This is a genomic window from Anabaena sp. WA102, assembly GCF_001277295.1.
Classification (GTDB): Bacteria; Cyanobacteriota; Cyanobacteriia; order Cyanobacteriales; family Nostocaceae; genus Dolichospermum; species Dolichospermum heterosporum.
In genome coordinates, this window is the sequence record NZ_CP011456.1 from 3,002,942 (window position 1) to 3,016,302 (window position 13,361).

The window sequence follows — 13,361 nt, forward strand, 5'->3', positions numbered from 1 at the left end:
TAGTTAAAGATGAGTTCTATCAGTCAAAATTTCATACCCACTATCTGTAACTAATACAGTATGCTCAAATTGAGCAGATAAAGCATTATCAACTGTTACCGCAGTCCATCTATCAGCTAAAATTCGGGTATTCTTAGAACCAGCATTTAAAATTGGTTCAATTGCTAAAGTCATTCCTGAACGCAATTTCACATTTGGTATCTCACGAGTCCGATAGTTAAAAACCGCTGGTTCTTCGTGTAAATTTCTACCCACACCATGACCAGTAAATTGTTCCACCACTGTAAATCCATTGGCTTTGACATGATCTTCAATTGCACCGGCAATCTCCGTTAAATGGACACCAGCTTTTACTTGTTCAATCCCTTTATATAGAGATTCCTCGGCTATTTTAATCAGTCTTGCGGCTTCACTCGTCACACTACCCACAGCGATAGTAATACAGGAATCACCATGAAAACCTTGATAATAAGCACCTGTATCAACTTTTAATACATCACCTGCCCGAATTACCTTTTTATGGCTAGGAATTCCATGGACAACTTCATGATTAATGCTAGAGCAGATGGAAGCGGGAAACCCATGATATCCTTTAAAGCTAGGAGTTGCATCCATTTCGCGGATGCGTTTTTCCGCATAAGCATCTAAATCAGCCGTTGTCATTCCTGGTTGCACTAACTCAGAAATTTCTTTAAGAACAGTTGCCACAATCTTCGCCGATTGCCGCATAATTTCGATTTCACGGGCTGATTTAATTTCAATCCCTCGGCGTTGTTGTTTTTCAGGTTTTGGCTGTGCTGGTTGCGAAAGTAGGTTGGTGAAAATATTCATATGAAGTTTAGGAGTTAGCGGCGCTTTACCGATTGGGTTTGAAGTTGTTGAGATTTATTGCCAAAAATATCTATATTTTAAGTTAACTTATTTTGCGTCTCTAGGGATAGATTATCACTTACTTAATGATAATTTCTCCTTTCATGCCTGCTTCTGTGTGTCCAGCAATAGTACATCGTAAAGTGTATTTACCTGGTTTCATAGGTACAAATACCCATTCTGCCTCTGCGCCGGGTTTAAGTTCTAATTCGTGAATATTACCTTTAATTTCTACATTTCCGGCTTCGACTTTTTGCGTCCAAATTGCATCGGCAAAGTCTTTGGCTGTAAAATAGTGTTTTTGTGAGCTAGGATTACTTAATTTGAGATTGTAACGTTTACCTGAGATCAATTCTAAGTGATTTGGCTCAAATTTTAATTCATTACTAGAATTACCCAAGTTAACTGTAATTTCTATAGCTGGTTGTTTTAGTAAATTATTAGATAGGTTTTCTGCTGTTGCTGGAGATACACCCATGATTACCAGACTGATTAGCAGGGAAAATATACAGATGATTCGAGGTAGATTGTAGTAGACCTGAATTAAGAAGTTACTCATGACTAAATGGATATTTGCAAATCACATCTATTCTTATCATTAAGATTTATGGCTCTACCGCTCCCTTTATGATATTCTACGAAAAAATCATTGAAACCCTTGCTCTAACTGGATTTGAGGGTTTAATATCTTCAAAAATAAGCGATTCCTACGGAGCGCTTCGCTATCGCTCTTAATTTAGGCAAAACACATATACAGTAATGGTTTTGTACATATAAAAGGGATATTTAATCATAAGGGGAACGGTAGAACCAGATTTATTTAATCTTTTTATGGGCAAGAATTGGTGGACCTGCTGTGACAACTACAATTTTATCAGGATGAAGTAATTCACGAGCAGCTTGATTGACTTGATTGAGGCTGACTTGCTCTATTTTGCTGATATATGATCGCAATTCTTCCTGATTTAAGCCGTAAACTTCATTCATTACCATTTTTTGGCTTAATTGTTCGGGATTGGCTAAGGAAATATTATAATTGCTGATTAAATTGCGTTTGGCTGTTTCTACTTCAATAGGGGTAACACCTTGTTGATGAACTTGTTTGAGGAGGTTGCGGGTACTGGAAATTGCTTTGGGTGCGTCTTCTGGACTGGTTTGCATTTCAATGAGAAATGTACCAACATTTTTACCTGTGATGAAATTGCTATAAATTCCGTAGGTTAAACCTTGGCGATCGCGCACTTCTACCCCTAGTCTACTCGATAATGTATCCCCTCCGAGAATTTGATTCAAGATCATCGCTGCATAAAATCGTTTATCTTGACGATTAATGCCAGTATAACCCATGTAAGTTATCGCTTGGGGTTTACCAGGAACAACAGGATTAACGTTAATCATATTTTTCGGCATCCCTACATTGGGATATTTTACCGTTGGTGGTTTGCCTTGAACTTGCCAATCTCCTAATTTTGCTTGAATGAGCGATCGCACTTTGTTAACATCAAAATCACCGACAATTGCTAAAACTGTAGTATCAGGACGATAATGTTGCGCTTTAAAAGCTATCACATCTCGACGTTGAATTTTGCTAATACTCTCCGCAGTCGGAAAGGTATGTAATGGATGTTTTTTCGGATAAATGGACTGCACAAAGGTCCGATTTGCAACCTTATCGGCATCATCTAAATCTGAATCTAAGGAAGTTAAAGCTTGTTGACGCGCAAGAACAAACTCTTTTTCAGGAAATGTACTATTTCTAATTACATCCGTCAAAGTCCCCAGCAAAATAGGTAAATCCACCGCTAAACTACTACCTTTAATCTGCACACCTTCACGATAAGCTTCAAAATTCAAATTTGCGCCCTTTGCCTCTAATCCTTTGGCAATAGTCCGCATATCTTGATTTTTAGTGCCATTCATCAGATTTACTGCCACTAAAGAAGCTAATCCTCCCTGATTGTCGGACTCAAATTCTGTTCCCGCTTTAATATTGCCGCTTAAAGTAACTGTCGGCGTAGTTTTATCTGGTAACAGTAGTATGCGTAACCCATTAGCAAATTGTAATTGCTGGGGTATTTGTCTTTTCTCAGCTTTGGTTAATATGTCTAAAGGTGGTAAATACTGCTGAACCTCCGCAGGAACTACAGCTATATCAGTACCAAAATTCTCTTGTGTTGGTGTTGAATAAGATGAACTTTGAATTGTTGCTACTTGTTTAGTCGGTTCAAAAAATCCCACTTTCCGTGCTTCTGGTTGCAAGTATTTATTGATGACATTAATCACATCAGAAACTTGAACCTTACGAATATTTACTAAGTGATTTTCGGTATACTGGTAATTATCGGTCGTGATTTGATCATTACCCAACTGCATAGCTTGATTGGTAATATCACGGTTATTTAAAATTACTGAAGCCGTTAATTGGGTTTTTGCTCGTTCTACTTGTTCCTTTGTCACACTGATTTTAACAAGTTTATCCAGAGCCTTGATTACCGCCGCATCAAGTTTAGTTAAATTCTGAGTTCCCACAGATGTCACTAATATTTCATACCAACCACCCGCGCGTAAACTAGCGACATTTGCCGAAACATCATGAGCTAAACCTGATTCAACTAACTCCTGATACAAGTAAGAATTTTTACCCGCAGTCAAAATATAATCCATGACTTCCAGTGCGGGGATATCTGGTTGATTAATTCGAGGAAGTGGGTAAATTATTTGTAGTAATGGATTTCCCCCCGGTTCTTGTAACTTAATCACAGGTGTAGGAGTAGCGGCTGGGGATGGAATTATGAGCTTATGGGGTGAATATTGACGTTTAGGGATTTTACCAAAAACAGTTTCTACCTTTTTCAAAGTTTGTGAGGTGTCAAAATCTCCCGCAATTACCAAAACAGCATTGTCAGGACTATAGAATTTTTGGTAATATTCCCGCACTTGAGCAACTGTGAATTTTTCCACATCCGCCTTAGTTCCACCAATGGGTAATCTATAGGGATGATCTGGGAAAACCGACATCATCACAGCGCGATTCAGCCTATATGCTGGGCTATTTTCATAACCTTGTAATTCAGAAATAACTACTCGCTTCTCACTAGCTAACTGTTGAGGATCTATTAGTGAGTTTTTCATCCTATCAGCTTCTAATGTCAACAGAGCGGTGAGTTTATCCCGTTCTGCCGTGTTGTAATATGCAGTTTGGTCATAACTGGTAAAAGCATTAGAATCACTGCCTAAAGCAGTAAATAACCGCCCAAATTGAATGGGACGATTGCTAGTACCTTTAAACATAAGATGCTCTAGTTGGTGGGCAATACCATTTACCCCAGATGCTTCTTGTCCTGAGCCAAACTTGTACCATACCTGCACTGTGACTACAGGAGCATTATGAACCTCTTTAGTGAGAACAGTTAACCCATTATCAAGGACTGTTTTCCGAACATTTGCTGTAATAGCGAGATTTGGTGTTTCCTTAGCGACTAGTGTTTTATGAGATTTTTCTGAGTCGAAGTTGTGGAGACGGGGAGAAAAATCCGCCTTGTCTCCGCTAAAAGCAGCATCTTGATGGAAGATAAAAGCTGCTATTACCCAGATACCCAAGATAAATAAGGAAAAGCGATGTCGTTGTGCGATAGAGAAAAAAGACATACTCTTTGGCGAATAGCTATAGGAATCCGGTTTGATTCCTGAATTTTCCGTTGAGTTAGGGAACAGGGAACAGGGAACAGGGAACAGGGAAGAAGGATTTCAGTATGTACCGAGTTCTGTTCAAAAATCAAATAGGAGTCCTATATATGTAATTTAAGTTACATATATTGATTGACTGAGAAAATTGGGCAAATGTTTCTGTACCTCATGGAAGGAGTCAGGAGTATGGCTAACGCCACGCTGCGCTATCAAGAGTATGGCTAACGCCACGCTGCGCTATCAAGAGGTAGGGGCGCAGGGCTTGCGCCCATTCAGGAGTATGGCTAACGCCACGCTGCGTTATCAGGAGGAAGAAGAATAGTTTTCACCAATTACCAATTACCTGTTCCCTGTTCCCTTTTCAAGTTGATTTATGCAAAAACCGCAAAAATTCCAGAGGCAACCCGTCAAAATCAGCGATAAACGCAACTTCTAAAATGTTATCGCCAATTTGCTGCTGTGTAGGTTCTAAAAGAATTTTCAGGGGTGGTAAATATTCTATTGTTGCTAACCGTATTCTTAAACTTTCCAACCAAGTTGGTAAATCTGATGTAATCTGTGTCACATCAAACGCCAGATGATAATAGCCTACATAATGCTCATCATTAAAAGCATCTGGGGCTGGTTTGGGTTGGGGAATTTGGATGAGTTCAATTCGAGTCCCTAAACCTTCCATCCAGCAAGCTAGAGTATAACCGGTAGTGAAGCGATCGCCCACCTTAAACCCTAGCTGCTCATAAAAAGCGATCGCTAAATGGATATTTGCCGTTCTAATAGAAGCATGGTGCATAGAATTTTGGATTTTAGATTTTGGATTAATCTACAATCTAAAACCCAAATTGGGGAACAGGGAACAGGGAACAGGGAACAGTAAGATATTTATTTAGACTTTCTTCTCTCTTACCTCTTGCCTTATTACCTACTCAAACAACCGAAAATATGGGTAACGCACCGGCACACCAGGTTCTTTATCCAAATCAAAGTTAATTACTTCCCAGCAAGGTTCAGCAGCGGAATCGGGGCTAAACTCTACAGGTAAGCCATATAATCGCGCCCCCGTAGCAACTTCCCCTTGTCCAGAACGCCAAGGTGTACTCCGTTCTAAATAGCCACTCATCAACTCCTGATAACGGTTAGCAACAATAATCCTCGTAGCTCGATAACCTTGAGTATAAAGCTTGTCCAAAGCTTCATGAATTTCAAAGCGAATCCCATCAGGATGAGTATGTTGACGATACCATTCTCCATCCCATCTGCGCCAATGACGACCAGACTGTAAATGAACTAACTCCCCAGTTTTGGGTTCAGCTTCAAATGCGCCATGACGAGGACATAAATAAGTATCCGTCAATGTCAATGCCGAAATCGTTTGGCGACAGTGAGGACACTGTATTTCAGGGCCAAATATCGGGTACTGAAAGCCTGGATTTATCATGAAGTGCGTATAAACATAATATTGTGTTTTTTGCCAGCACCGGTAGGTTTAACTTTACACTCCTGTTCCACCACTTTAGATAACTTGCTCAATGCTACATAAAATGAAGATAGTGCTTGAGAAGAAGTTTCACAACCGCCTAACGATAGAAGGTTAATGTCGTGATATTCTGGTTTCGCAACCAGTTCTAAAGGTTGGAGTTTCTCCAGTGTTCCTGGGTACCATATCCATATTCTATCGTGTCTATCTCTTCCGTCTGGAAATCTCCAGAATTTTCTCAAGCTGCTTTTGTGGCAGCAAATGCCATCATTATTGGTTCTGTCACCATAGCAGCCAAAGCCAGCATTTGGTATGGATCTGTGGTGAGAGGTGATGTAGAACGCATTGAAATTGGCGAATGTACAAATATTCAAGACGGGGCAATTCTTCATGGTGATCCCGGTGTCCCCACAATCTTAGAAGATCATGTCACTGTCGGTCATCGCGCTGTGGTACATTCTGCTCACATTGAGCGTGGTTGTTTAATTGGTATTGGGGCAATAGTCTTAAATGGCGTAAGAGTCGGCACAGGTAGCATTATCGGCGCAGGTGCAGTAGTCACCAAAAATGTACCCCCCGGTTCTCTAGTCATGGGTATTCCCGGTAAAGTAGTCCGTCAACTCACAGACACTGAAATCACCGAACTCATCGAACACGCCGAAAAATACCACCAATTAGCCCTTCTTCACGCTGCTAATGGGTAATTGGTAATTGGTAATTGGTAATAAAACTCTTCTTTTCTTCCCTATTCCCTGTTCCCTGTTCCCTGTTCCCTTTTCCCTATTCCCTATTCCCTATTCCCTGTTCCCTTTTCCCTGACTTTTAATCAAACTTTACATAGAATCTGGGAAAAATTCCCCAATTTAGATAAAAATAAAAGTTGAGAACTGTTGACAAAACTTAAGATTTTTTAATTTACAGAGGGATTCTAGATATGGACCTTGATAATCGTGTATTAATTGTTTTAGCACCTGTAGCGATCGCTGCTGGTTGGGCTGCTTTCAATATCGGTGCTGCTGCTATCAGACAAATACAAAACTTTTTGAGCAAAGAAGCGTAATTTAGGGAACAGGGAACAGGGAACAGGGAAGAAATTACCAATTACCAATTAATTACCAATTACCGATTCTCATGAACGTAGATTCCCTGCTTCAACCCTTTCAGCATTTTGGTGTGAATTTGGGATTGTCTCGGATTGTCAACTTACTGGCAACCTTGGGAAATCCCCATCACCAAGTGCCAATTATTCATGTAGCTGGAACTAACGGTAAAGGTTCTGTTTGTGCTTACCTGTCTGCGGTACTTACTGAGGCTGGTTATAAAACCGGACGCTACACATCTCCCCATTTAATAGATTGGACAGAAAGAATCTGTATTAATGAATATCCAATTGATAGTAATAACCTGTGTGAATTAATACTACAAGTTCAAGCAGCCATTAATCCAGAAGAAGAATCACCTACTCAATTTGAAGTCATTACCGCTGCGGCTTGGTTATATTTTGCCCAGCAAAAAGTTGATATTGCCGTGATAGAAGTAGGATTAGGGGGGCGTTTAGATGCTACTAATGTCTGCAATAATCCTTTGGTTACAGTCATTACTTCTATTAGTCGAGAACATTGGCAACAACTTGGACCAACTGTAGCCCATATTGCCAGAGAAAAAGCCGGAATTATTAAACCGGGATGTCCTGTGGTGGTGGGTTCATTGCCAGAAGCTGCGGAAAATGTTGTAAAATCGCGGATTCTAGAGTTAGAATGCCCAATTTTTACCCCACAACCATCTGATCAAATTAATCAAAACTGGGCAGAATATCAAAAAATATCAAGTCCAGAAACAATCAAATATCCCTTACCATTACAGGGAAAAATTCAATTACATAACTCAGCTTTAGCTTTAGCTGCTTTGGAAATATTGCAAACACAAAATTGGCAAATTTCTGAGAAAGCTATGATTAATGGTATGGCTAAAACCAAGTGGCCAGGGAGAATGCAATGGACAACATGGAAAAGCCATAAACTCCTCATTGACGGCGCACACAACCCAGCCTCAGCCACAGTTTTACGTGATTATGTAGATACTCTCAATATCAAAAATATAACTTGGGTAATGGGAATGCTGGCAACTAAAGATCATGGTGAGATTTTTCAGGAACTTCTCAAAGCAGGAGATAAATTATATTTAGTTCCAGTACCTGATAGCAATTCAGCAGATTTAACAGCATTAACTAAGTTGGCAACATCAATTTGTCCAGATTTGAAATTTTGTCATATATATCAAGATGTATTTTCAGCTTTAGAGACTGCTTTTAGTGCTACAGATAATCAAGTTGTTTTATGTGGTTCTTTGTATTTAATTGGTCATTTTTTAGCATCTTTGTCTGATAGCGCGCTATCAGACAAAATAAATCATCCTGAAAATCCCGATTTGTGACAAATATACTAAACACGGGTGAGATTTAAACTTTTGCCAAATGACAAAGAACCCAGATGTGTAGTAGGGGTAAGGCAAAAGCTGATATGTGTCAACTTAAGCTCAAATCCCTACCACATCTCGTTCCTAGTCTCTGACTAGGAATGAGACGACTTGAGGTTTTTCGTAATTTTGTAAAAGTCCATGTCTGAACCGTGTTTAGTATACCTAATCCCCCATAATCAATTACCGATTATCCCACTGCTGGGCGGCATCTTCCACAGCTTTATCTACTGTTTTTTGTCCTAACATTGCCGCTTGTAAATTTTCGTAAATTGATTTTTGCAAAAGTTTAGAATCTTTGAGTTTGGGGGTTAATACCTCCGCTTGTTTTAATTGTGCCGCACTAATCACCCGCCCCTTTTCCGCCGATGTAGCATTAGCAGGAACTTCCTGGAAATAAGTATCAGACAATGCCTTAACTGTAGAAGGTAGAACATTAGCAGCTTTAGCAAAGGCTAATTGGTTTTCATCATTTGTAACAAATAAAGCAAACTTAACAGCCTGATCAGGATATTTACTATCACGAGGAATAACTATATTCATCACGGCGACATTTTTCTTACCCGTATCACCCGTAATTTGTGGCGCAATTGCCGAAGCTTGGGCAACCTTGGGAGCATTATTGGCAATAGTTTTCAGAAATTCAGGACCAGATGCTAAAAAAGCTGTTTCTCCAGACTGGTATAAATCTATAGCATGACGATGTCCTTGAGTTAAAGACTCCTTGGGCAACAAACCTTTTTTATACAAATCTACCCAATATTGAAAAGCAGCTTTTCCTTGCGGGGTATTAAAACCGGCTTTACCTTCAGCATTAACAAGGGTGACACCCATTTGTACCAAAGATTCCAGCACCTCACCAGAGTCCTGGGGGACAAAAGTAGCGAATATTGCATACTTACCAGTTTTATCCTTAATTTGTTGTGCTGCTTGCCCTAATTCTGCATAAGTGGCAGGAGGTTTTGTCATACCCCCTTGTTTTAACAAATCGGTGTTATAAATAGTTAGTCGCGTGGTGAGATACCAAGGAATCCCAAAACTCTTACCATTGAGGCTACTTGCTTGCCAGATATTTGGTAAATAGGTAGAACGGACTTGACTAGGAACTTTAGCATCTAAATCTAACCAAGCATTTTTACCTGCTAATTGGGAAGCAAAGTCAGGATTAAGGTTAACAACATCTGGTGGCGTTTTTGCTGAGACTGCTGTTAGAATCTTGTTCTCCATCGCTGACCAAGGTATGTCTACCCATTTAACTTTGATACTTGGGTTTTGTGATTCAAATGTCTTAATCAGACCTTGGAAATAGTCGGTAAATTGCGGTTGGAGTTGCATTGTCCAAAACTCAATGGTGGCAACCCCAGCAGCCGCAGGTTTGGGATTATTATTAACATTGCTTGTGCTACAACTAACAATCCAGCTAGTAAATAAGCCTAGTAATGCTAAACAAAACAGTTGTTTAAATTTTTGCAATCGAATCATCGTAGTAGGTGGTAGTATTTTTAGAATTAATCTGGGTAAAAAGAGGATAGAGAACTTAGGATATATCAATTATGGTAACGGGTAATGGGTAATGGGTAATGGGTAATGGGTAATGGGTAATGGGTAATGGGTAATGGGTAATGGGTAATGGGTAATGGGTAATGGGTAATGGGTAATGGGTAATGGGTAATGGGTAATGGGTAATGGGTAATGGGTAATGGGTAATGGGTAATGGGTAATGGGTAATGGGTAAAAATTTTTGTCTGACAACTGACAACTAACAACTAACAACTGACAACTAAGTAGGTGAACACAATAAAACCAAACTGTGTAAATAAACGTAAAATCGCCCAAACCCTCTTCACTCTTGCCTGTTGCCTCTTGCCTGTTGCCTTGCCATAACGACAATTTTCAACGCCAACCTACTTAACCTTAATATTTTTCTTTAGTAATCTAACGGGTAAAACAGTGGTTAAAGCCTTTACTAGTTTCTTTGGTAAATCCAATAGAGGTATTGGGATTGAACTAGCACCGGAACGGGTGAACGTAGTCCAACTACGCAAACAACGCCAAAACTTAAAAATTGAATCTTTGACAACAGTACCAGTGCCAGAGGGTATATTTACTGATGGTCAAATTACTGATTCTCCGGGAATGTCCGAAATTATTCAGCAAGCGATCGCCCAAAGCAAAATCAAAGCTACACGGGTGGCTACTTGTATTCCAGGAAGAGATGCGATCGTTCGCTTAATTCCCGTCCCCTCGGAATTAGATGACCAAGAATTGCGAGAAATGGTACTTAACCATGAAGCCTGCTTATATTTGCCCTATGACCGCCAAGAAGCTGATGTTGATTATCAAAAACTTGGGTACTTTATAGACGAAGACGGCATCGAGAAAGTACAAGTATTATTAGTGGCGACTCGTAAAAATGTCACTCAAACCTATTTGAATACCTTTGAACAGGCAGGATTAACCGTTGATATCTTAGAAATTAACAGCTTTGCCCTCATTCGCACCATCCGTGATCAACTGCGGCTATTTGGTCCAGAAGAAGCAGCCGTATTAGTTGATATTGAATTTGACAGTACAGAAATTGCCATCATTATCAATGGTGTGCCACAATTTTCTCGAACAGTGCCAATAGGAACTTATCAACTACAAGCAGCACTGTCAAGAGCCGTGAACCTACCCACATCACGGGATATGGATATATTAGAGAGCATGACTATTCCCACAACCTCAGCAGATTCAGTCAATACTGGGGTAACAGGTAGTAATCCTGGAATGGTTTCTATGTTGAGAATTTTGGGAGAATTAGCCGATGAACTGCGCCGTTCCATTGATTTTTACCTCAATCAAAGTGAAAATCTAGAAGTCGCACAGATTCTTTTAGCAGGTCCTGGGGGAGGATTACCACAAATTGACGAGTTTTTTACTCAAAGATTGAGTTTACCAACTACCCAAATAGATCCAATTACTTCTTTGTCCTTGGAGGTAGATGCTGAAAAATATCCTTTAATTAAACGTCCTGGGTTGGGTATTATCCTGGGTTTAGGAATGCGAGGGGTGTAATAAAATGTACAGTTTAGATATTAACTTTCTTAAAGATCGCCCAGAATATCAAAAGCAAATAGCAACGAAAGTTGAGAAGTCACCTATTCAACTAGGGAATTTAATCCCAGTTTATATAGGAGTGGGAGTAGGTTTAGTATTCCCAGCTTTAATATTTATTGGTTTATCCATCCTGGAAGGGAAAACCGCTGAAGTCACCCAAGAAATCGCCAAGTTAGAGGAGGAAGGTAAGAGCTTAGATAGTAAAATAGCCAACATTAGCAAAATTAAAGCAGAATCAGCCGGCATTCGTACCCAAAATAAAGCCTTAGTAACAGTGTTTGATCAAATACGTCCTTGGTCAGCAATGTTACAGGATTTGCGCGATCGCATTCCTAACAAAGTGCAAATCGAAACCATTAAGCAAATTGCCCCCCCTCTCCCTGGTAAAGATGCCGTAGCTGCTACCACCCCCAACAACACCAACACCGCTGGATTCTTAGAAATTTCTGGTTTTGCCATTTCCTATCCCTTAGTTAACGATTTTGCCCTAAGTATAGGACAATCTAAATTTTTCAATAAAGAAGAAACCAGAATCATCACAGCAGAATTAATAGATGCACCAGCCATAACAGGATTTCTTCCCCCAAAAACTGATAAATCTGATCTAAAAATTAAACCCATTCAAGTAGTTAAATACACTATTAAAACAGGTTTAAGTAATGTGCCAGCATCTGATTTAATTCAAGAATTAGAGAAAAAAGGTACAGTCGGACTAGTAGATAGACTTCGTAATATCAAAAAAGTAGGAGTCATTGCCCAATGACATTCAGTGATGATTTAAATTTCCCCAATCAAGGTACAGAGATTCAAAATTCTGGTCCTGTTGTTTTTGGTGTCACCTTAACACCAACTATTATTGGTGGTTTAGTCGGCTTCTTAGGTGTAGCTGGTGCAGGTTATATGCTATTTAACATTGCCCTTCCCGTTTGGGATACCTATCAACAACTGCAAACCAAACAAGATCAACTACAAACAGAAGTTAATCAAAAGAAAACCCAAGCTCAACAAATTGGTAAAATAGAAGCCGATTTAGTCGAAGCCAAACAACAACAACAACAAATTCTAGCTTTATTTGCAGATGAAAAAAGTTTGGATACTCTATTATTAGATACCAGTCGGTTAATAGATTCCAGTAATAGTAAAGCTTTTGGTAATGCCATTAGAGCCAAACTAAAAAGATTTGTCCCGACCTCTGAAAAACCTGTTCTCGTAGAAGATGGCAGTTTTGGGGTAGAAGTTAACAATAAACTCAAACACAGTATTATCACTGTGGACATGGAAGGGGATTTTGAACAAACTCAATCAATCATACGAAACATTGAGCGATTACAGCCTTTATTGTTAGTTAAAAACTATGACTCTAGATTATCTACACCAGAAATGTCAGAGGATAAAGATAACCCCGTGCAAATTGGTATCGGTAAACTAACAACAACTTTTGCCCTAGAAGCTTTAATGCCACTAACTCCCGAAGAAATAACCGATTTAGCCGCTAAAACAGCAGCAACACCGAAAAAATAATCAAATTTGAGGTAAGAGGCAAGAGGCAAGAGGCAAGAGGCAAGAGGCAAGAGGCAAGAGGCAAGAGGCAAAAGGCAAAAGGCAAGAGGCAACAGGCAAGAGGCAAAAGGCAAGAGGCAACAGGCAAGAGGCAACAGGCAAGAGGCAAGAGGCAAGAGGCAAAGGCAAAGGCAAGAGGCAAAGGCAAGAGGCAAGAGGCAAGAGGCAAGAGGCAAGAGGCAAGAGGCAAAAGGCA

At 39.8% G+C, this 13,361-nt stretch carries 13 protein-coding genes; 6 read left to right on the forward strand and 7 right to left on the reverse strand.

What is annotated here, in order from left to right; genetic code table 11:
* Positions 1-3: 3 nt before the first annotated feature.
* From map to AA650_RS12945, 5 genes are all read right to left on the reverse strand, one after another.
* Positions 4-831, reverse strand: coding sequence for a type I methionyl aminopeptidase (gene map / locus AA650_RS12925; protein ID WP_053539325.1), 828 nt, complete (start codon positions 829-831; stop codon positions 4-6).
* 118 nt (positions 832-949) lie between these two features.
* A complete protein-coding gene (locus tag AA650_RS12930; RefSeq protein ID WP_027403903.1) occupies positions 950-1,429 on the reverse strand; it encodes a cupredoxin domain-containing protein in 480 nt (159 codons plus the stop codon).
* A 257-nt stretch (positions 1,430-1,686) separates the two neighbouring features.
* Entirely contained in the window at positions 1,687-4,518 is a 2,832-nt protein-coding gene (locus AA650_RS12935) for a M16 family metallopeptidase (protein ID WP_053539326.1), read from the reverse strand.
* Positions 4,519-4,918: 400 nt separating this feature from the next.
* Entirely contained in the window at positions 4,919-5,347 is a 429-nt protein-coding gene (locus AA650_RS12940) for a VOC family protein (protein WP_053539327.1), read from the reverse strand.
* Positions 5,348-5,476: 129 nt separating this feature from the next.
* A complete protein-coding gene (locus AA650_RS12945; protein WP_027403906.1) occupies positions 5,477-5,992 on the reverse strand; it encodes a TIGR02652 family protein in 516 nt (171 codons plus the stop codon).
* A gap of 239 nt (positions 5,993-6,231) precedes the next feature.
* Between AA650_RS12945 and AA650_RS12950 the strand changes: the two genes are divergently transcribed.
* The 3 genes from AA650_RS12950 to AA650_RS12960 all read left to right on the forward strand — a co-directional run bounded on the left by AA650_RS12950 (position 6,232) and on the right by AA650_RS12960 (position 8,464).
* Positions 6,232-6,735, forward strand: a complete 504-nt coding sequence (locus tag AA650_RS12950) for a gamma carbonic anhydrase family protein (protein ID WP_053539328.1) — start codon at positions 6,232-6,234, stop codon at positions 6,733-6,735.
* 230 nt (positions 6,736-6,965) lie between these two features.
* Positions 6,966-7,091, forward strand: a complete 126-nt coding sequence (locus tag AA650_RS12955; RefSeq protein WP_053539329.1) for a photosystem II protein Y — start codon at positions 6,966-6,968, stop codon at positions 7,089-7,091.
* A 71-nt stretch (positions 7,092-7,162) separates the two neighbouring features.
* Positions 7,163-8,464 (forward strand): bifunctional folylpolyglutamate synthase/dihydrofolate synthase, encoded by a 1,302-nt coding sequence (locus AA650_RS12960; protein WP_053539330.1) that lies wholly within the window; start codon positions 7,163-7,165, stop codon positions 8,462-8,464.
* 225 nt (positions 8,465-8,689) lie between these two features.
* Here AA650_RS12960 and AA650_RS12965 read toward each other — a convergent pair whose 3' ends face one another.
* Positions 8,690-9,988, reverse strand: coding sequence for an ABC transporter substrate-binding protein (locus tag AA650_RS12965; RefSeq protein WP_039201368.1), 1,299 nt, complete (start codon positions 9,986-9,988; stop codon positions 8,690-8,692).
* 55 nt (positions 9,989-10,043) lie between these two features.
* Positions 10,044-10,265: a hypothetical protein gene (locus AA650_RS26480; RefSeq protein WP_199924243.1), complete on the reverse strand. Its 222-nt coding sequence runs from the start codon at positions 10,263-10,265 to the stop codon at positions 10,044-10,046.
* Positions 10,266-10,456: 191 nt separating this feature from the next.
* Here AA650_RS26480 and pilM point away from each other — a divergent pair, with 191 nt between their 5' ends.
* The 3 genes from pilM to AA650_RS12980 are packed head-to-tail and all read left to right on the forward strand — an operon-like array spanning position 10,457 to position 13,126.
* Complete coding sequence (pilM, locus tag AA650_RS12970) at positions 10,457-11,563, forward strand: type IV pilus assembly protein PilM (RefSeq protein WP_053539331.1); 1,107 nt, start codon at positions 10,457-10,459, stop codon at positions 11,561-11,563.
* A gap of 4 nt (positions 11,564-11,567) precedes the next feature.
* Entirely contained in the window at positions 11,568-12,368 is an 801-nt protein-coding gene (locus AA650_RS12975; protein WP_039201367.1) for a PilN domain-containing protein, read from the forward strand.
* The gene (locus AA650_RS12980) at positions 12,365-13,126 is read left to right on the forward strand and encodes a pilus assembly protein PilO (RefSeq protein WP_053539332.1); all 762 of its coding nucleotides are present in this window, start codon (positions 12,365-12,367) and stop codon (positions 13,124-13,126) included. Before AA650_RS12975 ends, AA650_RS12980 begins: the two co-directional genes overlap by 4 nt.
* The last annotated feature ends 235 nt before the right edge of the window (positions 13,127-13,361 follow it).

What these genes read in the sequence shown, in the direction of transcription:
- map (WP_053539325.1), bottom strand. Translation starts at nt 831, where the DNA reads ATGAATATTTTCACCAACCTACTTTCGCAACCAGCACAGCCAAAACCT.
- AA650_RS12930 (WP_027403903.1), bottom strand. Translation starts at nt 1,429, where the DNA reads ATGAGTAACTTCTTAATTCAGGTCTACTACAATCTACCTCGAATCATC.
- AA650_RS12935 (WP_053539326.1), bottom strand. Translation starts at nt 4,518, where the DNA reads ATGTCTTTTTTCTCTATCGCACAACGACATCGCTTTTCCTTATTTATC.
- AA650_RS12940 (WP_053539327.1), bottom strand. Translation starts at nt 5,347, where the DNA reads ATGCACCATGCTTCTATTAGAACGGCAAATATCCATTTAGCGATCGCT.
- AA650_RS12945 (WP_027403906.1), bottom strand. Translation starts at nt 5,992, where the DNA reads ATGATAAATCCAGGCTTTCAGTACCCGATATTTGGCCCTGAAATACAG.
- AA650_RS12955 (WP_053539329.1), top strand. Translation starts at nt 6,966, where the DNA reads ATGGACCTTGATAATCGTGTATTAATTGTTTTAGCACCTGTAGCGATC.
- AA650_RS12960 (WP_053539330.1), top strand. Translation starts at nt 7,163, where the DNA reads ATGAACGTAGATTCCCTGCTTCAACCCTTTCAGCATTTTGGTGTGAAT.
- AA650_RS12965 (WP_039201368.1), bottom strand. Translation starts at nt 9,988, where the DNA reads ATGATTCGATTGCAAAAATTTAAACAACTGTTTTGTTTAGCATTACTA.
- AA650_RS12975 (WP_039201367.1), top strand. Translation starts at nt 11,568, where the DNA reads ATGTACAGTTTAGATATTAACTTTCTTAAAGATCGCCCAGAATATCAA.
- AA650_RS12980 (WP_053539332.1), top strand. Translation starts at nt 12,365, where the DNA reads ATGACATTCAGTGATGATTTAAATTTCCCCAATCAAGGTACAGAGATT.